The 25,160-nt window shown below is 70.5% G+C and carries 25 protein-coding genes and 2 tRNA genes; 14 read left to right on the top strand and 13 right to left on the bottom strand.

Annotation, left to right across the window (positions count from 1 at the left end; translation table 11 throughout):
• From IEY17_RS07730 to IEY17_RS07740, 3 genes are all read right to left on the bottom strand, one after another.
• On the bottom strand, window positions 1-232 hold a 232-nt coding region (locus IEY17_RS07730; RefSeq protein WP_188986630.1), incomplete at its 3' end, for a type VII secretion target.
• A 19-nt stretch (window positions 233-251) separates the two neighbouring features.
• Window positions 252-830, bottom strand: coding sequence for a YbaB/EbfC family nucleoid-associated protein (locus tag IEY17_RS07735; protein ID WP_188986631.1), 579 nt, complete (start codon window positions 828-830; stop codon window positions 252-254).
• A gap of 121 nt (window positions 831-951) precedes the next feature.
• Window positions 952-1,737, bottom strand: coding sequence for an MBL fold metallo-hydrolase (locus tag IEY17_RS07740; RefSeq protein WP_188986632.1), 786 nt, complete (start codon window positions 1,735-1,737; stop codon window positions 952-954).
• 132 nt (window positions 1,738-1,869) lie between these two features.
• Here IEY17_RS07740 and IEY17_RS07745 point away from each other — a divergent pair, with 132 nt between their 5' ends.
• From IEY17_RS07745 to IEY17_RS07755, 3 genes are all read left to right on the top strand, one after another.
• Window positions 1,870-2,340: a ribose-5-phosphate isomerase gene (locus IEY17_RS07745; RefSeq protein ID WP_188986633.1), complete on the top strand. Its 471-nt coding sequence runs from the start codon at window positions 1,870-1,872 to the stop codon at window positions 2,338-2,340.
• Window positions 2,341-2,343: 3 nt separating this feature from the next.
• Complete coding sequence (locus IEY17_RS07750; RefSeq protein WP_188986634.1) at window positions 2,344-2,667, top strand: hypothetical protein; 324 nt, start codon at window positions 2,344-2,346, stop codon at window positions 2,665-2,667.
• Between the two features lie 89 nt (window positions 2,668-2,756).
• Complete coding sequence (locus IEY17_RS07755) at window positions 2,757-3,569, top strand: Fpg/Nei family DNA glycosylase (RefSeq protein WP_188986635.1); 813 nt, start codon at window positions 2,757-2,759, stop codon at window positions 3,567-3,569.
• Between the two features lie 7 nt (window positions 3,570-3,576).
• On the opposite strand, the gene IEY17_RS07760 is transcribed toward IEY17_RS07755, so the two are convergent.
• From IEY17_RS07760 to IEY17_RS07780, 5 genes are all read right to left on the bottom strand, one after another.
• Entirely contained in the window at window positions 3,577-3,759 is a 183-nt protein-coding gene (locus IEY17_RS07760; protein ID WP_188986636.1) for a DUF7455 domain-containing protein, read from the bottom strand.
• A 103-nt stretch (window positions 3,760-3,862) separates the two neighbouring features.
• Entirely contained in the window at window positions 3,863-4,582 is a 720-nt protein-coding gene (locus tag IEY17_RS07765; RefSeq protein WP_188986637.1) for a hypothetical protein, read from the bottom strand.
• 79 nt (window positions 4,583-4,661) lie between these two features.
• Complete coding sequence (locus IEY17_RS07770) at window positions 4,662-5,288, bottom strand: 2'-5' RNA ligase family protein (RefSeq protein ID WP_188986638.1); 627 nt, start codon at window positions 5,286-5,288, stop codon at window positions 4,662-4,664.
• 55 nt (window positions 5,289-5,343) lie between these two features.
• Window positions 5,344-6,765: a DHA2 family efflux MFS transporter permease subunit gene (locus tag IEY17_RS07775; protein ID WP_229679932.1), complete on the bottom strand. Its 1,422-nt coding sequence runs from the start codon at window positions 6,763-6,765 to the stop codon at window positions 5,344-5,346.
• Between the two features lie 389 nt (window positions 6,766-7,154).
• Window positions 7,155-7,225, bottom strand: a tRNA-Gly gene (locus IEY17_RS07780).
• A 140-nt stretch (window positions 7,226-7,365) separates the two neighbouring features.
• Between IEY17_RS07780 and IEY17_RS07785 the strand changes: the two genes are divergently transcribed.
• Window positions 7,366-7,439, top strand: a tRNA-Pro gene (locus IEY17_RS07785).
• Between the two features lie 305 nt (window positions 7,440-7,744).
• On the opposite strand, the gene IEY17_RS07790 is transcribed toward IEY17_RS07785, so the two are convergent.
• Window positions 7,745-8,686 carry a ferredoxin family protein gene (locus IEY17_RS07790; protein ID WP_188986640.1) on the bottom strand — a complete coding sequence of 314 codons (942 nt, stop codon included), beginning with the start codon at window positions 8,684-8,686 and terminating at the stop codon, window positions 7,745-7,747.
• A gap of 217 nt (window positions 8,687-8,903) precedes the next feature.
• On the opposite strand from IEY17_RS07790, the gene tig reads away from it, so the two are divergent.
• The 5 genes from tig to IEY17_RS07815 all read left to right on the top strand — a co-directional run bounded on the left by tig (window position 8,904) and on the right by IEY17_RS07815 (window position 14,236).
• Window positions 8,904-10,280 carry a trigger factor gene (tig, locus tag IEY17_RS07795; protein ID WP_188986641.1) on the top strand — a complete coding sequence of 459 codons (1,377 nt, stop codon included), beginning with the start codon at window positions 8,904-8,906 and terminating at the stop codon, window positions 10,278-10,280.
• Between the two features lie 278 nt (window positions 10,281-10,558).
• Window positions 10,559-11,137: an ATP-dependent Clp protease proteolytic subunit gene (locus IEY17_RS07800; RefSeq protein WP_188986861.1), complete on the top strand. Its 579-nt coding sequence runs from the start codon at window positions 10,559-10,561 to the stop codon at window positions 11,135-11,137.
• A gap of 38 nt (window positions 11,138-11,175) precedes the next feature.
• Complete coding sequence (locus tag IEY17_RS07805; protein ID WP_188986642.1) at window positions 11,176-11,808, top strand: ATP-dependent Clp protease proteolytic subunit; 633 nt, start codon at window positions 11,176-11,178, stop codon at window positions 11,806-11,808.
• A gap of 261 nt (window positions 11,809-12,069) precedes the next feature.
• Window positions 12,070-13,350 carry an ATP-dependent Clp protease ATP-binding subunit ClpX gene (gene clpX / locus IEY17_RS07810; protein ID WP_188986643.1) on the top strand — a complete coding sequence of 427 codons (1,281 nt, stop codon included), beginning with the start codon at window positions 12,070-12,072 and terminating at the stop codon, window positions 13,348-13,350.
• A gap of 244 nt (window positions 13,351-13,594) precedes the next feature.
• Window positions 13,595-14,236: an RBBP9/YdeN family alpha/beta hydrolase gene (locus IEY17_RS07815; RefSeq protein ID WP_188986644.1), complete on the top strand. Its 642-nt coding sequence runs from the start codon at window positions 13,595-13,597 to the stop codon at window positions 14,234-14,236.
• Window positions 14,237-14,249: 13 nt separating this feature from the next.
• Here IEY17_RS07815 and IEY17_RS07820 read toward each other — a convergent pair whose 3' ends face one another.
• Both IEY17_RS07820 and fdhD read right to left on the bottom strand, forming a co-directional pair.
• Window positions 14,250-15,131 (bottom strand): alpha/beta hydrolase, encoded by an 882-nt coding sequence (locus IEY17_RS07820; RefSeq protein WP_188986645.1) that lies wholly within the window; start codon window positions 15,129-15,131, stop codon window positions 14,250-14,252.
• Between the two features lie 74 nt (window positions 15,132-15,205).
• Entirely contained in the window at window positions 15,206-16,042 is an 837-nt protein-coding gene (fdhD, locus tag IEY17_RS07825; RefSeq protein WP_188986646.1) for a formate dehydrogenase accessory sulfurtransferase FdhD, read from the bottom strand.
• A gap of 145 nt (window positions 16,043-16,187) precedes the next feature.
• On the opposite strand from fdhD, the gene IEY17_RS07830 reads away from it, so the two are divergent.
• Window positions 16,188-16,838, top strand: coding sequence for a DNA-processing protein DprA (locus IEY17_RS07830; protein ID WP_229679933.1), 651 nt, complete (start codon window positions 16,188-16,190; stop codon window positions 16,836-16,838).
• Window positions 16,839-16,928: 90 nt separating this feature from the next.
• On the opposite strand, the gene IEY17_RS07835 is transcribed toward IEY17_RS07830, so the two are convergent.
• On the bottom strand, window positions 16,929-19,244 hold the full coding sequence (locus IEY17_RS07835; RefSeq protein ID WP_188986648.1) for an FdhF/YdeP family oxidoreductase: 2,316 nt from the start codon (window positions 19,242-19,244) through the stop codon (window positions 16,929-16,931).
• 125 nt (window positions 19,245-19,369) lie between these two features.
• Between IEY17_RS07835 and IEY17_RS07840 the strand changes: the two genes are divergently transcribed.
• Complete coding sequence (locus IEY17_RS07840; protein WP_188986649.1) at window positions 19,370-22,003, top strand: valine--tRNA ligase; 2,634 nt, start codon at window positions 19,370-19,372, stop codon at window positions 22,001-22,003.
• On the opposite strand, the gene IEY17_RS07845 is transcribed toward IEY17_RS07840, so the two are convergent.
• Window positions 22,004-22,810 carry a methyltransferase domain-containing protein gene (locus IEY17_RS07845; protein ID WP_188986650.1) on the bottom strand — a complete coding sequence of 269 codons (807 nt, stop codon included), beginning with the start codon at window positions 22,808-22,810 and terminating at the stop codon, window positions 22,004-22,006.
• 40 nt (window positions 22,811-22,850) lie between these two features.
• Here IEY17_RS07845 and IEY17_RS07850 point away from each other — a divergent pair, with 40 nt between their 5' ends.
• From IEY17_RS07850 to IEY17_RS07860, 3 genes are read left to right on the top strand one after another with little or no spacing between them, the layout of a single operon-like run.
• On the top strand, window positions 22,851-23,267 hold the full coding sequence (locus IEY17_RS07850) for a MerR family transcriptional regulator (protein ID WP_188986651.1): 417 nt from the start codon (window positions 22,851-22,853) through the stop codon (window positions 23,265-23,267).
• Window positions 23,268-23,325: 58 nt separating this feature from the next.
• Window positions 23,326-24,693: a bifunctional tetrahydrofolate synthase/dihydrofolate synthase gene (folC, locus tag IEY17_RS07855; protein ID WP_188986652.1), complete on the top strand. Its 1,368-nt coding sequence runs from the start codon at window positions 23,326-23,328 to the stop codon at window positions 24,691-24,693.
• The gene (locus IEY17_RS07860) at window positions 24,690-25,157 is read left to right on the top strand and encodes a DUF4233 domain-containing protein (RefSeq protein WP_188986653.1); all 468 of its coding nucleotides are present in this window, start codon (window positions 24,690-24,692) and stop codon (window positions 25,155-25,157) included. Before folC ends, IEY17_RS07860 begins: the two co-directional genes overlap by 4 nt.
• Window positions 25,158-25,160 lie beyond the last annotated feature (3 nt).

Consider the following 25,160-nt stretch of genomic DNA (forward strand, 5'->3'; position numbering starts at 1 on the left):
TGTCGGCGACCTCCCGCATGGCTTGCACGGCCGTGCGCAGGGTTTCGATGCCGTGCTGCTCCACCGGGTCGAGCATCCAGGCAAAGGGGCGGCACAGAATCCCGTACGCGTCGTTGTCCAGCGACACATGCTGGGCGGCATCCACCGCGGTGTTCAACTGGTCCACCACACCGTCCACTTTGGAGGCATGGGAACGCAGGTTCTCGATGACGACGTTCATCTCGCCGGCCATCGCGTGCTCCCCTCGGTGCTCAGCGCAGGAACGAACCGCTGCTGAAGTCCTCGTCGTCGAAGTCGTCCGGTCCGCGGCGGCGCGGCGGCGCCGGGGGTTGCTTCCGCTGCTGCGGCGCGGTGGGGCGAGGTCGCTGCTGCGGTTCCTCGTCGTCGTCGATCCCGAACCGCATCTCCTGCACGCCGGAGCCGGGCCGCCGCGGCTCGTCCTCGTCCTCCGGTGGATCCGGAAACTGCTCGCGGGCCCGGCCCACCACGTGCTGCGCGGCCGGGTCGTCCAGGCCGACGGTGTCGGCCACCGCCTGCTCCATCAGGTCGGGCAGCTTGGCCTGCGCCGCCTGCACCAGCCGCATGATCTCCGCGGAGAGCTTCGCCATCGGACGGTTCCCGGCCTTCTCCGACAGCTGGAGGTTCCGTAGGATGCCGTTCGAGCCGACGGTCACCTGGATGGCGTCGTCGCGGGACGACTCGGTGACCGAGATCTGTTCGATCCGCTGCTGCATGCGGCCGAACTTCTCCGCCTTTTCGGCGGCACGCTCCTGCCACTCACGGACCATCCGCTCGGCAGCACCGATGTCGGTGCCGAAGTCCTCGTGCACGGCGCCTCCTTCGGCGGAACCTTGTTGTTCGCCAAAGAATGACGTGTGCTATAAGGTTTCGGTGCCGCGTTGGCGGACAATGCGGCCGAACGGCAGGTCCTGTTGCGCCGAACGGACCAGGTCAGCGGCGCAGTGCGGCACGCGTGGTCTCGGGCGGGTACGGCGAGCGCGCCAGGGCTTCGGCAGTCGTCAGCCGGCCGGCGGTGACGTCGCGGCAGATCCCCGCGAGCTGGGCGATGTCAGTTCGTTGCGTCCGGACGAAGGCCGGTTCGACCGGATCGCCGTGCCCCGGGACGACGATCGCCGGGTTGAGCGCCAGCAGCGCGTCCAGTGTGGACGGCCAGTGTTGCGGGTGCGCGTCCTCGAAGTCCGGCGGAGCCCCCTGCTCGACCAGGTCGCCCGCGAACACCGCACCGCTGTCGGGCACCACGACGACCACGTCGTGGTCGGTGTGCCCGGGCCCGAGGTGGCGCAGCTGCGCGGTCCGCCCGCCGAGGTCGAGGTCGGCGGCGTCGGAAATCAGGTGGTCCGGCACGGTCGGGCTGGACGCGGCCAGCGCCTCGGCGGTCGCCGCGTCCCCCTGCTCGCGGTAGTGGCGGACCCACTGCTCCCGCTGGTCAGCCGCGGTGCGGGCCAGGTGCGCGGGGCAGCGCTCATGGGCCCACACCGGCGCGGGCAGGAAGGCGGCGGTGCCGAAGCAGTGGTCGAAGTGCCCGTGCGTGATCACGACCTGCCACGGCAGCGGCGTCACCCGGCGCACGGCGGCGGCGAGCTCCGCGCCCTGCGCGCGATCCCCGCGAGTGTCGATCACCAGCGCCGACTCGGCCCCCACCACGAGCCCGACCGACAGGTCCAGCTCGCCGTAGCGGCGCACGAACACGCCGTCCCCGACCTCCCGCCAGCTCATCCGGCCGCCAGCGCCCTGCCACGCTGCACCGGCGTGGTGCGGCTGGTCTTCACTTCGGCGTTCGTCCTGGTCACGGGGGTTAAGCCTAACCAGGGTGTGCGGGGCCGGTGGGCCGTTTGGCAGACTGCCCGCGTGCGCGTCTACATCGGCTCCGACCATGCTGGCTTCGAACTCAAGAACCACCTCGTCAAGTGGCTGACCGACAAGGGTCACGACGTGACCGACATCGGTCCGGCCGTCTACGACGCCCAGGACGACTACCCGCCGTTCTGCATCGAGACGGCTCGCCGCGTCGTCGCCGACGAGGGCAGCCTCGGCCTGGTGCTCGGTGGCTCGGGCAACGGCGAGCAGATCGCCGCGAACAAGGTGCCCGGCGCTCGCGCCGCGCTGACCTGGAGCGTCGAGACGGCGAAGCTCGCCCGCCAGCACAACAACGCGCTGCTGGCCGGGATCGGCGCCCGCATGCACACCGTCGAGGAAGCCGAGCAGATCGTCGAGGCGTTCCTCACCACCGAGTTCGAGGGCGGCCGCCACCAGCGGCGGATCGACCTGCTCAGCGACTTCGAGAAGACCGGCCAGCCGCCGGCCCTGCCGGGGAACTGACGGATGGGACGACCGGCCGCGGCACTCCTGACGCCTCTCGTGGCGCTCGGCGGGACCGCGGTCGGCGTCGTGGCGCTGTTCGCCGCGCAACGCGCGCTGGCGCCGGCACTCGTCGGCGGACCCGGCTCGACGTGCCCCCAGCCCGACTGCACGCTCGGCGTGGGGGTGTGGCTGATCGTCGGCGGTCTCGCGGCGCTGCTCGCGGCCCTGGTCGCCGGGCTGCTGCTGCGGCACCCGGACCGGCCCGTCCGGCGCGGCCTGGTCATCGCGCTGTGCTGCGCGGCGGCCTACCTGGTCGAATCGATCGTCCTGTGGGTCCTCGTCTAGCCAGCCGCTCACCAGAACCGAGTGACGTAGTGAAGGGCGCCTTCGATCGACCGAACGAAGGCGCCCGTCACCTCGTGAAAGGGTGGTAGATGCCTGAGGGGCACACGTTGCACCGGTTGGCCCGGTTGCACGGTGACCTGTTCGCCGGGACCGAGGTGCGGGTGCGCAGTCCGCAGGGGCGCTTCGCGGCGAGCGCCGAGCTGCTCGACGGCTTGGTGTTCGAGCGGGCCGAGGCCCACGGCAAGCACCTGTTCCACCACTACGGGCCGGACCGGATCGTGCACGTGCACCTCGGGTTGTACGGGACGTTCACCGAGGCTGAGCTGCCGTTGGCCGAACCGCGCGGCCAGGTGCGGATGCGGGTGATCGGCCGCACGCACTGGGCCGATCTGCGCGGACCGACGAAGTGCGAGCTGCTCACCGACGCCGAGGTGGCGGCGCTGCGCGGGCGGCTGGGGCCGGACCCGCTGCGCGCCGACGCCGAACCGGACCGCGCCTGGGAGCGGATCTCGCGGTCCCGCACCAGCATCGCCGCGCTGCTGATGGACCAGAAGGTGCTGGCGGGGGTGGGCAACGTCTACCGGGCCGAGGTGCTGTTCCGGCACGGCATCCCGCCCCTCACCCCCGGCCGCGCGCTCGGCCGCGAGCGGTGGGAGCTGATCTGGGCGGACCTGGTGGAGCTGATGGCCGACGGGGTGCGCGTCGGCCGCATCGACACCGTCCGGCCCGAACACCTGCCGGAGGTCACCGGCCGCGCCCCGCGGCGGGATCGGCACGGCGGCGAGGTCTACGTCTACCGGCGCGCCGGGATGCCGTGCCTGCTGTGCGGCACGCCGGTGGCGATGACGGACCTGGTCGGGCGCAAGCTCTACTGGTGCCCGACCTGCCAGGCCGAGGACTGAGCGGGCCCTAACCGACCCGGCGCACGTCGACGTCGAGTTCGCGGAGCCGGTCGACGTGCTCCAGTAGGTGGTCGCTGCAGAACAGCAGCTCGCCACCCGTCGGCAGGACCGCCCGGATGCGGGCGTCGTGCTCGCAGCGGTCGCAGGCGTCCACGGGTGTCCTCCGGGGGAGCTTCGGCTGGGTCAGCATGTCCGTCACCGTCCTTCGTGGCGTGTTGTTACCTCAGACGGTGTCAGCTGCGGCCTGGCCGATCGAGGGTGCGTGCCCGTGTTCTCAAGGTGGGGCGGACCCCTCAGAAGAAGCCGCCCATGTCGAACCCGCCCGCGTCCATGCCGTCGAAGCCACCCGCGTCGCCGTCGAAACCGCCCAGGTCGCCGTCGGCGTAGGCGGCTCCGGCAGGCACTCCGGCCATGCCGCTGAACAGGGCGCTGGTGAGCAGGAACGTGCCCACGCCCCAGGCACCGGCGACCAGCGCGGGCTTCCACCACGGTTCGCTGTACCAGCCCTGCGGTACCGGACGCCCCGCGACGGTGCCGCCGGGGTAGTAGTGCGGGGTGCGTTCGGTCGGCTCCGGGGAGGCGGCCTGCTGCCGCCCGTCGACGTCGACCTCGCGGAACTCGGTGACCCGGCCCGCGCCGCGCTGACCGGGCACCTCGGGCAGCTCCGGCCCGGGGTCCATGTCCATCGCGATGCGCGCCGCGCGCACGTAGTACAGGCCCTCCAGCGCCGACTCGGTGGTCATCCGCGCCTGGGCAGCGGTGGTGGCCCGTTCCAGCTGCGACACCGCCGAGTAGTGCCGTTCCGCGGCGTCGGCCAGGGCCTGCTTGGCGGCCTCGTTGGTGCCGGTCAGGTTGAGCACCTGGCCGCCCAGGCGTTCCACCCAGCGGCGCGCCTCCGCCTTGGCGTCCGCCAGCTGGCTCCGCTGGTGCGCGACTGCCTTCTGCCTGGACCACCAGATCGCGGCGATGATCACCACGAGTGCGACCACGATGATGACGACTGACGTGGACACCGCTGCCTCCCGCGTCCACCCGGGTGGTTGGTTGCTTCCGACGGTACCCGTCCGGCGGGCGAGGCAGGGGATCTCGCCGTCAGGAGCCGAGCGGCACTTCCGCGATGGTCTCCCACTCGGAGCTGGAATGGTCGCGGGTGAGCTTCACCAGCGACAGCGCGGGGATCTTGGCCGTGACCGGTTCGACGGGGGTGGCGCTGAGCGTGGCGATGGCGAAGATCGCGGGCCCGTCGGTGATCGAGTGCGCGAGGCTGACGTGCTTGTCGATGTCCTCGGGTTCGGGCGGCAGCGCCGCCTCGCCCAGCACCTCGGCGGTGGCCTCGCGCACCGCAGCCCGCAGTTCCAGCACCGTCGACCGGGGTTCGGCGGGCAGGGACAGCGACTCCGGCAGCACGACCGCGTGGTGGAAGGCCAGCGTCAGCGGCAGCACGGTGGACAACCGGGTGCGGGCCGCCGCCAGCAGCGGCTTGAGCTGGTCCTCGTCGACCTCGTCGGTGAACCCGATCTCCTGCACCAGGATGTGCATCCACTCGAGCGGAACGAGGTCGAAGCCCGGCAGGTCGCGCAGCGCGTACTGGTAGTCGTTCACCAGCTTGCGCAGCCCGGGCTGGTCGGACAGCGGCAGCAGCCACGCGTAGCCGGTGCGTCCGGCGTGCCAACCGGGGCGCCAGCGGGCGTGGTTGCGGACCTGATCGGCGTGCGGCATGTGGGTCACCCTTCACATAGTGCCCCGGGGCACCGACGAACGGGGTGAGCTTGACCTATCTCACGGTCCCGGAGCTCCGGCTCCCACCCGCCGGGGTCGCGGCGCGGTCCAGGCTGGCCGCCGCGTCGGAGTCGCGGACCCGCAGTCCCAGCAGCAGACCCGCGGTAGCGAACAGCACCGAGACCAGGAAAGCACCGTGGTAGGCGGACAACGGCGCGTGCCCCGGACCAGCGGGCTCCACTGTGGACGCTCCGCTGAGCGCGACCAGGACGGTGGCCACGACGGCGGTGCCGAACGCGGTGGCGACCTGTCGGCTGACGTTGAACATCGAGGTGGCCTGCCCCATGGCCGTGCTGGAGATGCGGGCGAAGGTGGCGGTCTGCACCGGGGTCATCAGCAGCCCCATGGCCACGCCCTGTACCGCCAGCAACGGCACGAGCAACCACAACGAGGTGTCGGTGCCCTGGAACTGCAGGCCCACCCCGATGAGCACCTGCACCGAGAACCCGGCCAGGATGAGCCGCTTCGGCCCGACCCGCCCGTAGACCCGGCTGATCACCTGGGTGGTCAGCAGCATGACCACGGCCTGCGGCATGAGCACCAGCCCGGCGGTGAACGCCGGCACGCCGCGGAGGTTCTGCAGGTAGAGCGGCACCAGGAAGAGAATCCCGAACATCGCTCCGGTCTGGCACAGCAGGAGTAGGTTGCCGGTACCGAACAGCCGGTCGGTGAGCAGCCGCAGGTCCAGCATGGGCGCCCGCGTGGTCAGCTCCCGCCGGATCAGCCCGCTGATGAGCGCGACGGCGGCGACCAGGCTGAGCCACACCTGGGGCTGGGTCCACCCCAGCTGCGCGCCCTGTTCGAGTCCGTAGAGCAGCGTCGCCAACCCGGCCCCGGCGAGCACGAACCCGGGCAGGTCGAACGGGCCGGGGGCGCGTCGCGGCTCCTCGCGCAGGAACAGCACGGCGCACAGCAGCGCGAGCGCACCGACCGGCACGTTGATGAAGAAGATCCAGCGCCAGCTGGCGTATTCGACGAGGAACCCGCCGAGCACCGGCCCGAGCATCGGCGCGATGGTGACCGGGATGGCCAGCACGGCCCCGGCCTTGGCCCGCTCGTGCGGTGGGAAGGCGCGGTACAGCATCGCCTGCCCGACGGGCACGAGCATTCCGCCGCCGACCCCCTGCAGCACCCGGGCCGCGACAAGCATCCACAGTGACCCGGAGACCCCGCACAGCACCGAGGCGAGTGTGAAGATGACCACGGCCAGCTGGAACGTCCGCTTGCTGCCGTACCGGTCGGCGATCCACCCGGACGACGGGATGAAGACGGCGAGACTGATCATGTAACCGGTCAGCACCCACTGCAGCGCGGCGGCGTCGACGCCGAACTCCCGCCCCAGCGTCGCCAACGCGACATTGAGGATCGTCACGTCCAGGATCTGCATGATCAGGGCGAGCACGAACGTGATGCCCACGAGCCACTTGTACTCAAGCCCACGCACGAGACCCCCAAGTCGAAGAGCGGAAGGAGGGCGACCCCCGACGTCTCCAGCTTCACCCATACCCCCGACAAACCCAACCGATTACCGAAACGCCACACCGGAACACCACCGCAGTTCCCACCGAGACCACGAACATCCCGAACCGGCCAAGGGGTGAGGAATCGGGCAACCAGGACGACGAGGAGCAACGAAGCCGCCAGCACGGCGACGACCGGACCGCCCACCACCGAACGCATCGATGACGTGACGTTGCGCGGGGACCCCAGACCCGAACGAGCTCGCAACTTTGGGCAGTACTCGGGCGAAGACGAAGAGTGGAGGCCGGGAGAGCGAACGCTCTCACCGGCCTCCACCCGACCCGGAGCGGGCGACGGGAATCGAACCCGCGTCGCCAGTTTGGAAGACTGGGGCTCTACCATTGAGCTACGCCCGCGTGCCGGTTTCGCCGCGCCCTTCCCGGCTGCCTGTTCCGGCTGCCGGGGCGGGTTTGACGACCTTGCGTGCCATAGCTTAGCGGGTCGCGATAGGCTCTTCGCAACGCACCGGGGGTCTCCGGGTGCGTCGCACGTCAGACGGGGTGTGGCGCAGTTTGGTAGCGCACTCGCTTTGGGTGCGAGGGGCCGTGGGTTCAAATCCCGCCACCCCGACGTTGCGACCGGTCGCCCGCATCGGCGGGCGGCCGGTTCTCTTTCCCGGTTCGCGGCTGGTTTGTCCTGGTGACGTGCGTCGCAGGCGGACGCGGCGGGTGGTAACGGGCGGTCGCGGGGTTCCGATTCCTCGGTCGTGCGTGGTTGGAGTGTGGTCGGGTTTCGCGTGCACCCACCGGCGGTGGCGGTGTGCGCGGTGCTCGGCGCCGTCATGGCCATGCTGGTCGCCGTGTCGTTGTGGGTTCCCGGGCCGCCCGCGCCGTTGATCCCGACTCCCGCGGACGGGATCTCCACGGCGGTGACGCCTACCGAGTTGGGGTCGGCGGCGGGCCCGGTGCGGCTCGAGCGGTGATGCCGACGACCTCGACGGCGGTGGGCCGCACGGCTGCCCTGCCGCAGCTGCTGGGGCGGGGCGGGTTGAGTTCGCGGTGGCGGACAGCCACCTGCCAGCGGCGTCCGTCGTGGTGGGTGATCTCGACTTCGCCGTCCTGCTCGCCGGTGACGCGCAACGCGTCGACGAGGTATTCGCCGATGTGCTCGCGGACGGCGAGTTCGGCGGCCTGCCCGGCGCGGGTCCAGGTGGAGCGGCCGCGGCAGTGCTCGAGCATGACCTTGCCCGCGGCGGCCGCGGAGAGCACCGCGTCGGTGGCGTGCGGCGTGAGCCGCCCGTAGGTGTAGCCGCTGGGCAGCAGCACCGCGGCGGGGGCGAAGCGGTGCCCGCCGGTGTGGCTCGATTCCCAGAGGACGCCGTCGTGCCGTCCGGCGAGCGAGGTGAGCAGGTCGCGGCCAAGGAGCGCGCAGCAGCGGTCGCGGCGCCCGTTGGTGCACACCAGCAGCAGCGGTTCGGCGACGGGTTCGCCCCAGCCGTCGTGGTGGCCGGCGGCGATCCGCGCGAAGTCGAGGTCCAGCAGTTCGGCCGGGTCGGTGAGCACCGCGCTGCGCAGCCAGCCGGTGTCCGGACCGGTGTGCGCGAGGAAGACCCGCCGAGGCTGCGGTGCGGCGGTGTCGGCGTGCCGTCCGGGTGGCCGGATCAGCTGCACCCGCACGCCGTGCTCGTCGCCCCGCGCGGCCAGCGTCCGGCCGATGCCGGGGTCCAGGTGGCTCTGCACGAGCGCGTTGTGGCCCCACGGGCCGCGTTGTTCCAGGCACAGCCAGCTGCCGGCGACGGCGGCGGTGCCGGCCAGCGGCTCGGCGTACGCCTCGGACAGTCCCGCGCAGGCGGCGGCCTCGGCTGCGGTGTGGTGCACGTTTCCACTGAAGCATGGATGGCCCGTTGATGTTAGGTGAGGCTGCCCAACGCGCGTCAGGTGCAACCCCGGGCCGTGGGCCCGCACGGGAAGCAATAGACTCGGAGGTCAGCCCGGCATCTCGGGCGTGGTGGCACTCGGTGGGCGAAGGGCACCGTGACGGGCACCGCGCCGCTGGCAGTGCCGGGAACCAAGCACGTTCGCACTAGGAGACCACGTGAAGAGCACCGTCGAGCACCTGAGCCCGACGCGCGTCCGGATCAACGTCGAGGTGCCGTTCGACGAGCTCAAGCCGAACTTCGACCGGGCGTACAAGACATTGGCCCAGCAGGTCCGCATCCCCGGCTTCCGCCCGGGCAAGGTCCCGGCGCGGGTCCTGGAGGCCCGCATCGGCCGGGGGCCCGTGCTCGACGAGGTCGTCAACGAGGCGATCCCGGCCAAGTACCTGGAGGCGGTCAACAGCAGTGAGGTGCGTACCCTCGGTCGCCCCGACATCGAGGTGACCAAGATCGAGGACGGCGCGGAACTCGCGTTCACCGCCGAGGTCGACGTCCGCCCCGAGATCACCGTGCCCGCGTTCGGCGAGCTGTCGGTCAGCGTGGACGACGTCGAGGTCACCGACGAGGAGGTGACCGAGCAGCTCGACGCGCTGCGCGCCCGCTTCGGCACCCTGACCGGCGTTGACCGGCCCGCGCAGCAGGGCGACTTCGTCAGCATTGACCTGTCGGCCACCGTCGACGGCGAGGAGGTCGAGGACGCCCGGACCAGCGGTCTGTCCTACGAGATCGGCTCCGGCCAGCTCGTGGAGGGCATCGACGACGCGCTGGTCGGCGCCGGTGAGGGCGAGACCAAGACGTTCACCACCAAGTTGGTGGCCGGTGAGCACGCCGGCAAGGACGCCGAGGTCACGGTCAAGCTGAACTCCGTCAAGGAGCGGCAGCTGCCCGAGGCCGACGACGAGTTCGCCCAGCTCGCCAGCGAGTTCGACACCATCGAGGAGCTCACCGCCGACCTGCGGGAGCGGCTGGGCCGGGTCAAGCGGATGCAGCAGGGCATGCAGGCCCGGGACAAGGTCCTGGACGCACTGCTGGAGACCGTCGAGGTGCCGCTGCCGGAGAAGATCGTCGAGGCGGAGATCGAGGCGCGCCAGCACGACGCGGTGCACCCGTTCGACCACGACGAGAAGCGCTTCGAAGAGTGGCTTGAGCAGGAGGGCAGGACCCGCGAGGAGTTCGACGCCGAGACCCGCGCCAACGCGGAGAAGGCGGTCAAGACCCAGCTGTTGCTGGACACGATCGCCGACGCCGAGGACGTCTCGGTCTCCGACGACGAGTTCACCCAGCGGGTCATGTACCAGGCCCAGCGCTTCGGGCTGAGCCCCGACCAGTTCATTCAGCAGGCCCAGCAGGCGGGCCAGCTCGGCGCGCTGTATGCCGACGTCCGGCGGAGCAAGGCGCTGTTCTCGGTGGTCCGGCAGGCCACGGTGAAGGACGCGTCGGGCAACACCCTGGACCTCGACGAGCTGTTCGGGCCGCAGGAGGCCGAGCAGGGCGAGGCGGCGCCGGAGGCGGCCGAGGCCGCGAAGGCGGAGTGATCCGGCTCTCGGTCGACAACTGAACACGCATGCTCTAAGCGAACGTGGGCGGTACTGGGAAGCTGGTGCCGCCCACGTTCGTTAGGGTCGGTTGTAGCGGATCATCCGAGAGGGAAGCAGACGTCATCGGGGTCGCCGACCTCGTCCGAAGCCCGGTCCACTGTGGAGGCGGACCGGGTCGGCGGCCCCGGTGCAGCAAAGGCCCAGTTGTGGGAGAAGGCAGGGGAGACGTGACGCAGCACCTGACTGTTCCGGCGTCCGACGCGCTGTCCCCGTCCATGCGGACGGGCACGAGCGGACTCTCGCTCAACGACTCGGTGTACGAGCGGCTGCTGCGGGAGCGCATCATCGTCCTCGGCTCCCAGGTCGAGGACTCGATCTCGAACCAGATCTGCTCGCAGCTGCTGCTGCTGGCGGCCGAGGACCCGGACCGCGACATTTCGCTCTACATCAATTCGCCGGGTGGTTCGGTGACGGCCGGCATGGCCATCTACGACACCATGCAGCTGATCAAGCCCGACGTGGTCACCGTGGCGATGGGCATGGCTGCCTCGATGGGGCAGTTCCTGCTGTCCGCCGGTGCCAAGGGCAAGCGCTTCGCCCTGCCGCACGCGCGGATCATGATGCACCAGCCTTCGGCGGGGCTCGGTGGCACCGCCGCCGACATCGCGATCCAGGCCAAGATGTTCTCCAGGCACAAGCAGGAGATGGCGGAGCTGATCGCCGGCCAGACCGGCAAGTCGGTGGAGACCATCATGGCCGACTTCGACCGTGACCGGTGGTTCACCGCCAGCGAGGCCCGCGACTACGGGTTCGTGGACCACGTGGCGACTGCGGCGAACCTGCCGAGCAGCTGATCATCCGCCCTGGATCTAGTTACGAGGAGTCACCTGTCGTGAACTCATTCCAGCCCCTCCAGTCCCGCTACGTGTTGCCCTCGTTCGTCGAGCGCACCGCGTACGGGGTCAAGGAGTCGAACCCGTACAACAAGCTGTTCGAGGAACGCATCGTGTTCCTCGGCGTCCAGGTTGACGACGCCTCCGCCAACGACGTGATGGCGCAGCTGCTGTTCCTGGAGTCCGACGACCCGGACCGCGAAATCTCGATCTACATCAACTCGCCCGGTGGCTCCTTCACCGCGTTGATGGCCATCTACGACACGATCCAGTACGTTCGTCCGGACGTTCGCACCATCTGCCTGGGGCAGGCGGCCTCGGCGGCGGCGGTGCTGCTGGCCGCGGGCACCAAGGGCAAGCGGCTGGCGCTGCCGAACTCGCGGATCCTGATCCACCAGCCGTCGGTGGAGGGCATCTACGGCCAGGTCTCCGACCTGGAGATCCAGGCCGCCGAGGTGCAGCGGATGCGGGAGCTGCTGGAGACCACACTGGCCAAGCACACCAGCCGGTCCCAGGAGCAGGTCCGTGAGGACATCGACCGGGACAAGATCCTCACCGCCGAGCAGGCCGTCGAGTACGGCATCATCGATGAGGTGCTGCCGTACCGGAAGCTGTCGGCGCAGAAGTCCTGACCGGCCCGCCGGTGCCCGGGGCCGTCCAGCAGCGGCCCCGGGCGGCGTTCCGGAAGGGCACTGGTGAGGCGACCGGGCGCGGTGCGCCACGCTCGGTCGCCGAAGGCGACACGCCGGACGCGGTGCTGGTGGTCACACCACGCTCGGCTATGGCGGACACTGTGAGTCTCCCCGAACCCGGGGAACGGCAGGTACCGTCGGAGGCACATACGTTCAGGCGCGCTACCGGACGGCGCGCCGGAGGGGACGGGGTCAGCGGTCATGGCACGTATCGGTGACGGCGGCGACCTGCTGAAGTGCTCCTTCTGCGGGAAGAGCCAGAAGCAGGTGAAGAAACTCATCGCCGGCCCCGGCGTGTACATCTGCGATGAGTGCATCGATCTCTGTAACGAGATCATCGAGGAGGAGCTCGCCGAGGCGGGCGACGTCAAGCTCGACGAGCTGCCCAAGCCGGCGGAGATCCACGAGTTCCTCGACCAGTACGTCATCGGACAGGACGCCGCAAAGCGCAACCTCTCGGTCGCGGTCTACAACCACTACAAGCGCATCCAGGCCAGCGAGCGCCGGGAGAGCCGGGGCGAGGAGCCGGTGGAGCTGGCGAAGTCCAACATCCTGATGCTGGGTCCGACGGGGTGCGGGAAGACGTATCTCGCGCAGACCCTGGCCAAGATGTTGAATGTGCCGTTCGCGATCGCGGATGCCACGGCGCTGACCGAGGCGGGGTATGTGGGCGAGGATGTGGAGAACATCCTGCTGAAGCTGATCCAGGCTGCGGACTACGACGTCAAGCGCGCCGAGACCGGGATCATCTACATCGACGAGGTGGACAAGATCGCTCGTAAGAGCGAGAACCCGTCGATCACCCGGGATGTGTCGGGTGAGGGTGTGCAGCAGGCGTTGCTGAAGATCCTGGAAGGCACGACGGCGAGCGTGCCGCCGCAGGGTGGGCGCAAGCATCCGCACCAGGAGTTCATCCAGATCGACACGACGAACGTGCTTTTCATCGTGGCGGGGGCGTTCGCGGGACTGGAGAAGATCGTCGAGGACCGCGTGGGCAAGCACAGCGTCGGTTTCGGTGCCGAGCTGCGGTCGAAGCGGGAGATCGACACGACGGATCACTTCGCGGACGTGATGCCGGAGGATCTGATCAAGTTCGGGTTGATCCCGGAGTTCATCGGTCGGTTGCCGACGGTGGCGAGCGTGACGAACCTGGACAAGCCGTCGTTGGTGCGGATCCTGACCGAGCCGCGGAACGCGCTGGTGAAGCAGTACAAGCGGTTGTTCGAGATGGACAACGTGGAGCTGGAGTTCACCAGGACGGCGCTGGAGGCGATCGCGGATCAGGCGATCCTGCGGGGCACGGGTGCCCGGGGGTTGCGGGCGATCCTGGAGGAGGTGCTGTTGCCGGTGATGTACGACATCCCGAGCCGGTCGGATGTCGCGAAGGTCGTCATCACCGAGCAGACCGTCCGTGAGAACGTCAACCCGACGATCGTCGCCCGCCAGGCCACTCGCCGCGAGCGTCGGGAGAAGTCCGCCTGACCCGCCGCGTCCGCTGTGACGATGGCCTCGACCCCGGTGGCACCCGCGTCACCGGGGTCTGGTGTTTCTGGAGTCCGGTCGATCTGCCGGTTGCCGGGTGCGAGCGCCCGGGCGGGACGGTTGGCCGCGCTCCGGTGCGGTCGAGATGACCGGAACCGGTGGGTACCGGTCGTACGCGCTGCGGACCCCGTCCGGTTGGATGATCATCGGTACGACCCAGACCACCGATTCCGGGAGCGGTGCCATGAGCGAGATGCATGTCCTGCTGGTCCACGGGATGACCGGCTCCGGCCCCTGGCACTGGCAGCAGTGGCTCGCCGGGCAACTCCGCGAGCAGGAGGGCGTCGTGGTGGACCTGCCAGCCCTCCCGGATGCGGACCGGCCGGTGCTGGAGCGGTGGCTGCCGGTGCTGCGGGAGCGCCTGGCCGCGGTGCCACCGGACGCGGAGCTGGTCGTGGCCGCGCACGCCTGCGGCGTGGCGCTGTGGCTGCACCACGCAACCACCATCGAGGGCCGCTTCCGGCGGGCGGACCGCGTGCTCCTGGTGGCGCCGCCCGCACCGGACTGGCAGTACCCGGACGCCCGGGGCATCACGCCGTACCCAACGGACGCGGCGGCGCTGCGCCGCGCGGCGGGCATCACGCGCCTGGTGGTGGGCACCGGCGACCCGTACCTGTCGATGTACCAGGCGCACGCGCTGGCGGAGGCGCTGCAGGTCGAGATGGACGTGATCCTCGACGGTGAGCACCTGAACACCGACGCGGGCTACGGCCCGTGGCCGTCAGTGCTGCGCTGGGCCCGCTACGGCACGGTCCCGCTGAACGACCGCTTCGACTCGGACCCGTACACGGCCGACCACTCCCGCCACCGCCTCCGCCTGGTCTGACCCGGGGGATTTCTCACCCCTCATCGGACAGTGCCAGTTGGGCGCCAACGAAGTCGACCAGCTCCGGCAGCGCCTTGCGGTAGTAGCGGCTGTTGTGGCCGCCCGGGGTCGTGGAGGCGTACTCGGGCTTCGCCTGCCGGATGAACCGGCGGGTGCCCTCGATGAACCGGTCCTCGGTGCCGCACCACACGCCCAGCGGCACGTCGCCCAGCGCGTCGATGTGGCGCAGCGGGTCGATCGCCGCCCACTCGGCCTCGTTGGCGAAGGCACGCCGCTTGCTCATCTCCCGCCAACTGGTGATCAGCGCCGGCGCGACCACGGCGGCGGCGCTGAGCGGGTCGCCCTGCTCGCGGCGGCGCCGGGCGTAGAGCAGCGCCCCGAAACCGCCCATCGAGATTCCCGCCGCCGCGAACGGCAGCCCGCCCTCGCCGCCCAGGTCCCGCGCGGCCAGCCAGCGGGGCACCTCGTCAAGCAACATCCACATCGGATCGTCGCCGGGCCGACGGTGCCAGTAGCTGTTGCCGCCGCCGTCCACCGCGAGGAACGCGTACGGCGGGACGCGGCCCGCGGCGACCGACCGCGACAACCACGTCGGCAGGCCGCTCGCCGATCTGCGCGCGTCGCCGAACCGCCCGTGCAGCATCAGGCACACCGGAAGTCCTTCGCGCGCAACGCCTTTCGGGAACATCGTCACCAGGTTCACGTGGCGATTGCGGGCGTGCGAGTAGACCTGTTCCACGAACACGTTCTGCTGGTTGGCCAGCGGCACGGCGTGGTGGACGCCACCGGTGCTCAGGCCGCTGGCCAACGCCACCCCGAGGGACGCGGCCCCGGTGATCCCGGCGGCCAGCACGCTGCGGCGGCGCAGCAGGCGGCGACCGCTCGCATCACCCATGCACCCTCCTGTCGCAGTTCCCCGCCGTCATCGTGCCAACGGCGCGCGAGGAGCTCCAAGCGGGTCCGCTCGTGTCAGGCGATGTTCTTGGTCACGATCCGCTCGGCCCCGGCGTAGACGTTCATGGACCGGCCGCGCAGGAAGCCGACCAGCGTCATGCCCTGCTCGGCGGCGAGGTCCACGGCGAGCGAGGACGGCGCGGAGACCGCGGCCAGCGCCGGGACGCCGGCCATCGCGGCCTTCTGCACGAGTTCGAACGACGCCCGCCCCGACACCATCAGCACGCAGCCCCGCAGCGGTACGCGTTCGGCAAGCAGCGCCCAGCCGAGGACCTTGTCGACCGCGTTGTGCCTGCCGACATCCTCGCGCACCACGAGCGGCTCGCCGTCCGCGGTGAACAGGCCTGCCGCATGCAGCCCGCCGGTGGTGTCGAAGACGCGCTGCGCGGCCCGCAGCCGGTCCGGCAGGTCGGCGAGGGTTCCGGCGTCCAGCACCAGCGGGTCCGCGGCGGGGGAGTGGCGGGTGGTGAGCCGGACCGAGTCCAGCGCGGCCTTGCCGCACACGCCGCAGGACGAGGTGGTGTAGAAGTTGCGGGTCACCGAGGAGTCCGGCGGCTGCACGCCCGGCGCGAGCAGGATGTCCAGCACGTTGTAGGTGTTGCGGCCATCGGGACCGGGGCTGTCGCAGTAGCGGGCCGTGGCCAGCTGGTTCTTGTCGTGGATGACGCCCTCGGTCAGCAGGAACCCGTGCGCGAGTTCGACGTCGTGGCCCGGGGTGCGCATGGTGACCGTGAGCGGGCTGCCGTTGACCCGGATCTCCAGGGGTTCCTCGGCGGCCAGCGTGTCCGGCCTGGTACGGCTGCCGTCAGCGGCGATCCTCAGCACCGGGCGGCGCACCGTTACGCGTCCCATCGCGTTCTCCCTCTGCGGAACATCGCCCTCGTACGGGCGGCTTGTACACCGTATGCACGGCCGCGTGATCGGCCCCATATTGCCGGGAGTCCCATGGTCGCAGACCTGCTCGCCGTTGCCCGCATCGTCGCACTCGCCGCACGTCATGACCGGCCTGCCGGTCGTCGGCTTCGTCGCCAACACTGTCTCCGTCGTGGGTTCGCGAGCAGCGTCCGAGCGCGGTATCAAGATTGCCGTCACCATTGCCAGGAACCTCGTGGAGCGGGACATCACAGTGATCTCGGGTCTGGCCAAGGGTATTGATACCGCAGCGCACACAGCCGCGCTGGAGGCGAACGGCCGTACCGTTGCCTGCATTGGCACTGGAGTCGCGAACTACTATCCGACGGAAAATCCTGCGCTGCAGGACAGGATTGCGACGGAAGGGCTCGTGCTGTCGCAGTTTTGGCCTGATACGCCGCCTCGCCCGCAGAATTTTCCGATGCGAAAAGCGGTGATGTCCGGTTATGGTCGAGCAACGATCATCGTGGAGGCGGGCGAGAAGAGTGGCGCGCGAATCCAGGCCCGGCAGGCTGTGGCGCACGGTCGTCAAGTGGTGCTCACCGATTTCGTGGTCGCCAGGAATGAGTGGGCAAAGAAGCTCGTCGGGCGCCCGGGAGTGCATGTGGCCGAAAGTAACCGCCACGTTATGGACCTGGTAGAGAACGAGATTTTCAGCGAACTCCCGGCGGATGATCTCATCGCGCAGTTGGTCGGGTTGGCGAAGCAGGTCGGCCGCCGTCCAGGATGGCGATGACTGGCGATCAGTCCGGGTGGAGCTGGCTTGGCGTGTTGGTGTCGATGAACGACATCACGCACTGTCCGGTGGCTGGCGACGGGTCCTGCTTCACCTGATGTCACGCCCGGTCGCGTGGGGTTCGAAGCGGACGATGACCGCCTTGGAGACCGGGGTGTTCGAGCCCTCCGCCACCGAGCCCAGCGGCACCAGCGGGTTGGCCTCCGGGTAGTACGCCGCCGCGCAGCCGCGGGCCGTCGGGTAGGCCACGAGGCGGAAGCGGTTCACGCGGCGTTCCTCCACCGAGCCGTCCGGGGCCGTCCACTCCGACACCACGTCCACCAGATCTCCCGCCGTGAAGCCGAGTTCCGCGATGTCCTCGGGGTGGGCCAGTACCACGCGGCGGCCGTCCTCGATGCCCCGGTAGCGGTCCGACAGGCCGTAGATCGTGGTGTTGTACTGGTCGTGGCTGCGCAGCGTCTGCAGCAGCAGCCGCCCGGTCGGGACCTGGATCGGCTCCGGCACGTTCACCGTGAAGTTCGCCTTGCCGGTCGCGGTCGGGAAGGTGCGGCTGTCGCGCGGCGGGTGCGGCAGCACGAACCCGTCCGGCTCCCGGACCCGGCGGTTGTAGTCCTCGCAGCCGGGCACCACCCGCGCGATGTGGTCCCGGATCACGTCGTAGTCCCGCTCGAACGACTCCCAGCGCACCGGGTGGTCCGGGCCCAGCAGCGTGCGGGCCAGGCGGCAGATGATCGCGACCTCCGACAGCAGGTGCTCCGAAACCGGGGCGAGCCGCCCGCGCGAGGCGTGCACCACCGACATCGAGTCCTCGACCGTCACGAACTGCGGACCACCGGCCTGCACGTCGCGCTCGGTGCGGCCCAGTGTCGGCAGAATCAGGGCGGTGCGGCCCGGCGTGACGTGCGAGCGGTTGAGCTTCGTCGACACCTGCACGGTCAGCTCGCAGCTGCGCAGCGCCGCCGCGGTGGCCTCCGTGTCCGGGGTGGCGGACACGAAGTTGCCACCCATGCCCACGAACGCCCGCACCCGGCCGTCCCGCATGGCCCGGATCGTGTCCACCGTGTCCAGGCCGGGGTGCCGCGGCACCGGCACCCCGAACTCGGCCTCCAGCGCGGCCAGGAACCTCTCCGGCATCTTCTCCCAGATGCCCATCGTCCGGTCGCCCTGCACGTTGGAGTGACCACGCACCGGGCACACCCCCGCGCCCGGCTTGCCGATCATGCCGCGCAACAGCAGCAGATTGACCACCTCGCGGATGGTCGCCACGCCCTGCCGGTGCTGCGTCAGGCCCATCGCCCAACAGGCGACCGTACGCTCCGAGGAGATCACCATCTCGGCGATCCGCTCGATCTGCTCCTGCGGCAACCCGGTGGCCTCGGTGGTGGCCTCCCAGTCGAGGTCGGCCTGGGCGGCGAACTCGGCGAAGCCGTGCGTGTGCGCCGCGACGAACTCCTTGTCCACCGCACCGGCCCTGAGCACCAGCGCGTTGAGCGCCTTGAACAGCGCCAGGTCGCCGCCGATGCGGATCTGGGCGAACTCGTCGGCCAGCGGCGTGCCGCCACCCAGCACCCCGCGCACGTTCTGCGGGTTGCGGAACCGCATCAGCCCGGTCTCCGGCAGCGGGTTCACCGCGACGATCCGGCCCCCGCGCCGCTTCATCTTCTCCAACGACGACAGCATCCGCGGGTGGTTGGTGCCCGGGTTCTGGCCCACCACCAGCACGAGATCGGCGTGCTCCACATCGGACAGCGACACCGATCCCTTGCCGACGCCGAGGGTCTCGGTCAACGCCGCCCCGGACGACTCGTGGCACATGTTGGAGCAGTCCGGCAGGTTGTTCGTGCCGAAGCAGCGCACCATCAGCTGGTAGAGGAACGCGGCCTCGTTGCTGGTGCGCCCGGAGGTGTAGAAGGCCGCCTGGTCCGGCGAGTCCAGGGCCCGCAGGCCCGCCGCGATCACCTCGAACGCCTCAGCCCAGCTGATCGGCCGGTAGTGGGTGTCGCCGTCGCGCAGCACCATCGGGTGCGTCAGGCGTCCCTGCTGGCCCAGCCAGTAGTCGGTCCGCTCGGCCAGCTCGGCCACCGGGTGGCGGGCGAAGAACTCCGGTCCGACCCGCCGCGTGGTGGCCTCCTCGGCGACCGCCTTCGCGCCGTTCTCGCAGAACTCGGCGATCTTGCGCCGGTCGCCCTCGGCCTCGCGCGGGTCCGGCCACGCGCAGCCCGGGCAGTCGAAGCCGTCCCGCTGGTTCAGCAGCGGCAGCGTTCGCGCGGTGCGGGCCAGGCCCATCTGCTCCCAGCTGCGCCGCAGGGAGACGAGCACGCCCTTCACCCCGGCCGCGGCATCGCCCGGCCGCCCTACCCGGAGGGCGCTCTCGTCGATGTCGTGTTCCGGTGCTCCACGTGACATGCGCCCAGCGTGCGGCACCGCCCATCGACCGGCACGGCAGAGTGTCATAGATCACATCTGGGCCGGTTGCGGGCCCGGCTGGAGCCCGGCAAAGGCGCAGCACCGCCACTCGTAGAATTCGGCCTGTGACACAGACCCATGCCGCCCAGCACCGTGCACTTCCGTCGACCTGGAATCCGGCCGACCACGAGGCCGAGCTCTACCAGCGCTGGGTAGCTGCCGGGTACTTCACCGCGGACGTCAACAGTGACAAACCGCCGTTCTCCATCGTCATCCCGCCGCCGAACGTCACCGGCAGCCTGCACATCGGGCACGCCTACGAGCACACCCAGATGGACATCCTCAGCCGGCGCCGCCGGATGCAGGGGTACGAGGTTCTGTGGCTGCCGGGCATGGACCACGCCAGCATCGCCGTGCAGGCCCTGGTCGAGCGGCAGCTCCGCGAGGAGGGCATCGACCACCGCGAGCTGGGCCGCGAGGCGTTCCTGGAACGCGTGTGGCAGTGGAAGGAGCAGCACGGCGGGGCCATCCTGTCCCAGATGTGCCGTCTCGGTGACAGCGTCGACTGGAGCCGCGAGCGCTTCACCATGGACGCCGGGCTGTCCCGCGCCGTGCAGACGATCTTCAAGAAGCTCTACGACGACGGGCTGATCTACCGCGCCGAGCGGCTGGTGAACTGGTCGCCCGAGATGCGCTCGGCGATCAGCGACATCGAGGTGGAGCACAAGGAGGTCGAGGGCGAGCTCGTCTCCATGCGCTACGGCGACGGGGACCGTTCGATCGTGGTCGCCACGACCCGGGTCGAGACCATGCTCGGCGACACCGCCGTCGCGGTGCACCCCGACGACGACCGGTACCGGCACCTGGTCGGCACCGAGGTCGAGCTGCCGCTGACCGGGCGCAAGATCCCGATCATCGCCGACGAGCATGTCGACCCGGAGTTCGGCACCGGCGCGGTCAAGGTGACGCCGGCGCACGACCCGAACGACTTCGAGATCGGCAGGCGGCACGACCTGCCGATGCTCACGATCATGGACGAGGCGGGCCGCATCGCCCACACCGGCACCCGCTTCGACGGCATGGACCGCTTCGAGGCGCGGGTCGCGGTGCGTGAGGCGCTGCGCGAGCAGGGCCGGATCGTCGCCGAGAAGCGCCCGTACCTGCACAGCGTCGGGCACAGCTCGCGGTCGAAGGAGCCGATCGAGCCGCGCCTGTCGCTGCAGTGGTTCGTCAAGGTCGGCCCGCTGGCCAAGGCCGCCGGGGACGCGGTGCGCGACGGCCGGGTGATGATCCACCCGCCGGAGATGACCAAGCGCTACTTCGACTGGGTCGACAACCTGCACGACTGGGCCATCTCGCGGCAGCTGTGGTGGGGCCACCGAATCCCGATCTGGTACGGCCCGAACGGTGAGGTGGTGTGCGTCGGCCCGGACGAGGAGCCTCCGTCGGGCGAGGGGTGGCACCAGGACGAGGACGTGCTGGACACCTGGTTCTCCTCGGGGCTGTGGCCGTTCTCCACGATGGGCTGGCCGGAGGACACCGCGGACCTGCGGAAGTTCTACCCGACCAGCGTGCTGGTCACCGGCTACGACATCCTGTTCTTCTGGGTCGCCCGGATGATGATGTTCGGGCTGTACGCGATGGACGGGCAGCCGCCCTTCAGGATCGTCGCGCTGCACGGCATGGTCCGTGACGCGCACGGCAAGAAGATGTCGAAGTCGGCGGGCAACACCGTGGACCCGCTGGTGTGGATGGACACCTACGGCACCGACGCGCTGCGGTTCACGCTGGCGCGCGGCGCGAACCCGGGCACCGACTCGCCGATCAGCGAGGAGTGGGTCGCCGGGTCGCGCAGCTTCTGTACGAAGCTGTTCAACGCCACCAAGTTCGCGCTGATGAACGGCGCGCGGGTGCCGGAGCGGCTGCCGGAGCGGGGCGAGCTGACCGACGCCGACCGGTGGATCCTGGGCCGCATCGACCAGCTGGTGTCCGATGTGGACGATCTGCTGGAGGACTTCCAGTTCGCCAAGGCCACCGAGGCGCTGTACCACTTCACCTGGGACGAGTTCTGCGACTGGTACCTGGAGCTGTCCAAGGTCCAGTTGGACGGCGAAGGGGAGCGGGCGGAGCGCACCCGCGAGGTGCTCGGGTACGTGCTCGACGTGCTGCTGCGGCTGCTGCACCCGACGATCCCGTTCATCACCGAGGCGCTGTGGACCGCGCTGACCGGCCGCGAGTCGGTGGTGGTCGCGGAGTGGCCGAAACCGTCCGGCGAGGCGGTCGACGAGGCCGCCGCGGAGCGCGTCGCCGCGCTGCAGAAGCTGGTCACCGAGATCCGGCGGTTCCGGTCGGACCAGGGGCTCAAGCCGGGGCAGCGGGTGGCCGCGAAGCTCAGCGGGGTGGCCGAGCTGGGGCTGGCCGACCACGTCCCGGCGGTGCGGGCGCTGGCGCGCGTCACCGAGCCCGAGGACGGCTTCACGTCGTCGGCGTCGATCGAGGTGGGCCTGACCGGCGGCACCGTCCTGGTGGAGCTGGACCTGTCCGGGGCGGTGGACGTCGAGGCCGAGCGCAAGCGGCTGGCCAAGGACCTCGCCGCGGCGGAGAAGGAGCTGTCGGGTACCGAGAAGAAGCTGAACAACCCGGCGTTCCTGGACAAGGCCCCGGCCGAGGTGGTGGAGAAGATCCGGGCGCGCCGCGAGACCGCCCGGGCGGACATCGAGCGGATCAACGCCCGCCTGGCGGCCCTGCCGCAGGGCTGATCACCTGATCGTGTGGTGAGTGGAGGGCACCTCCGGTTTGATCGGCCGGAGGTGTCCTCCACCGCGTTCTGCCTCGCTCTGGCGGACGGCGGCGACGACGACCGGGAGGGCGAAGAACAGGCGGTCGTTCTCGGCCCGGTGCCGTTGCTCGGCGATCCAGGCGTCGGCTTGCTCGGGGGTCACCGCCGCGGTGGCGCGGGCTGATTCCGCGAGGCCCACCAGCACCGGCAGCACCAGGTCGCCGGTGAGCACACTGGTGTGGACCTCCACGGAGACGTCGTGGAAACCACCGTCCAGCAACAGGTTCCGGTAGCGGCGGGCGGAGTGCGGGTGCCGCACGGTGGACAGCCGCGCCTGCACCACGGCGCGGGTCAGCGCCATGTCCGCAGCATCGACCAGGATCGCCTCCCAGTCCTGGCCGAGCAGGACGATGCGGCCGCCGGGCGCGAGCACCCGGCGGGCCTCCGCGAGGGCGGCCGCCGGGTCCGCCACCGCGTGGTACACCTTCTCGGCCCGGTAGCCGGTCAGCTCGCCGTCGGCGAACGGCAGCGCGGCGGCGTCCGCCACCCGGAACTCGGCGTCCGGGTAGCGCGCGGCGGCGACCGCCACCACCTCCGCGTCGACGTCCACCCCGATGGTCGGCACCCCGCGTCGGCGCAGCTCGGCGACAGCCAGCCCGGTACCGCAGCCCACGTCGACGGCGGCCGTGGTGGGGCCGAGGAGTTCGTAGGAGCGCTCCCGCAGGCGGGCGGCCTCCGGCTGGGCGTCGAAGCGGTCGAGGATCTCGATCAGGTTTGTCGTTGACATGCCGGACAGCCTGCGACTTCATGTCGACGTGAAGTCAACGATGAGCATCGGCGACCTTGCCGGACGGTTCGGGCTGGCCACCCACGTGCTGCGGCACTGGGAGTCGGTGGGGCTGCTGAGCCCGGAGCGCGTCGCCGGCCGCCGCCGGTACGGCCCGGACGACCTGTACCGGGTCGCGATCATCCTGCGGGCGAAGGAAGCCGGGCTGGGTCTCGACGCGATCCGCGAGATGTTCGCCACCAAGGACCCGATCGCCCGGCGCGGCGTCATGCGGCAGCACCGCGACGACCTGCGGCGGCGGATTGACGCGCTGCGTGCCTCGCTGGAGCTCGTCGAATGCGCCCTGGAATGCGAGCACGTCGACGTCGCGACCTGCCCGCACTTCCGAGCCGTGCTCGACGCCCGGATCGAGGACGCCGCCCGCACCGCCACGCACCCCGGTCCGGGCGGTATCTAGACTTCGAACTGAGGCCGTCGTCCTCGTCGTGCCCAGCCTGAACCAGGGGAGTGAGCTTGTGACCGGCACCGATGCCGCCGCGCTGCACGAACTGCGCGTGGTGGAGGCCGAGCTCAACGAACGCTGGCCGGAGACCAAGATCGAGCCGTCGCTCGACCGCATCCGGGCGTTGACCGATCTGCTCGCCGAGCCGCAGCGCAGCTACCCGGTCGTGCACGTCGCGGGCACCAACGGCAAGTCGTCGACCACGCGGATGGTGGACGCGCTGCTGAGCGGTCTCGGGCTGCGCACCGGCCGCTACACCAGCCCACACCTGCAGCTGGCCACCGAACGCATCAGCATCGACGGTCGGCCGATCAGCCCGGCGGCCTACGTCGAGGCATACCGCGACATCGCCCCGTACGTCTCCATCGTGGACGCGCAGAGCGACGTGCGGATGAGCAAGTTCGAGGTGCTGACCGGCATGGCGTTCGCCGCCTTCGCCGACGCCCCGGTGGAGGCCGCGGTGCTCGAGGTCGGCCTGGGCGGCAGCTGGGACGCCACCAACGTGGCCGACGCGAAGGTCGCGGTGATCACGCCGGTCGCCCTGGACCACGCCGAGTACCTGGGCAGCGAGCTGTCCGGCATCGCCCGTGAGAAGGCCGGGATCATCAAGCCCGGCTCCATCGTGGTGCTGGCCGCGCAGGCCGCCGAGGCGCAGCGGGCGATCATGGAGCGCATCGCGGAGATCGACGCGACGGTGGCCCGCGAGGGCCAGGAGTTCGGCGTGCTGTCGCGGACGGTCGCCGTGGGTGGCCAGATGCTCCGGCTGCAGGGCCTCGGCGGGGTCTACGACGAGATCTTTCTGCCCCTGCACGGCGAGCACCAGGCGCGCAACGCCGCGGTGGCGCTGGCCGCGGCGGAGGCGTTCTTCGGGGCCGGCGCGCAGCGGCAGCTCGACGTCGAACGGGTCCGCGAGGCGTTCGCGAGCGTCATCACACCCGGGCGGCTGGAGCGGGTCCGCTCCGCGCCGGCGGTGCTCGTCGACGCCGCCCACAACCCGCACGGGGCGAAGGCCCTCGCCGACGCACTCAGCTCGGAGTTCTCCTTCCGCCGTCTGGTCGCGGTGGTCGGCGTGCTCGGTGACAAGGACGCCCGGGGCATCCTGGAGGAGCTGGAGCCGGTCGTCGAGGAGGTCGTGCTGACCCGGAACTCCTCGCCGCGCGCCTTGGACCCCGACCAGCTGGCGGGCATGGCCAGGGACATCTTCGGCGCGGACCGGATCGTCGTGGAGCCGCGACTGGACGACGCGGTCGAGGCGGCCATCGGCCTGGCGGAGGAGACGTCGGATCCCGGCGAGTCGATGTCCGGCGGCGGCGTGGTGATCACCGGTTCCGTGGTGACCGCGGGGGAGGCCCGCGCCCTGTTCGGCAAGGAACCGGCATGAGTGAGGCGGGATCCGTCGTGACCGATCAGCCCGAATCCGAATCCGGCCTGCCCGAGGCGCCGCCCGGGGTGCGCGACCCGTGGAAGGGCCTGCGCGGCATCATGGCGGGCACCCTGGTGCTGGAGTTCATCGCGTTCCTGCTCGCGCTGCCGGTGGTGTGGAAGTTCGGCGGCGGGGTGTCCAGCGTCGGTTTCGTGGTCGTCGCAACGCTGTCGGTGCTGATGCTGCTGGCGGCTTTCGTGCAGCGGCGCCGGTGGGGGCTCGGTGTCGCGCTCGCCCTGCAGGTGGCGATCATTTTGTGCGCTTTCGTGCACCCGGCAATCGGCATCATGGGTGTGGTGTTCGCCCTGGTCTGGGGCTACATCCTGCACCTGCGCCGCGACGTGGCGAACCGGATGCGCGCGGGCCTGCTCTACGACCAGCTCGGCCACCCGCCCGGCTACCCCCCGGAGAAGACCGACTGATCG

Origin of the sequence: Saccharopolyspora thermophila (genome assembly GCF_014646075.1) — a bacterium.
GTDB classification, from domain to species: Bacteria; Actinomycetota; Actinomycetes; order Mycobacteriales; family Pseudonocardiaceae; genus Saccharopolyspora; species Saccharopolyspora thermophila.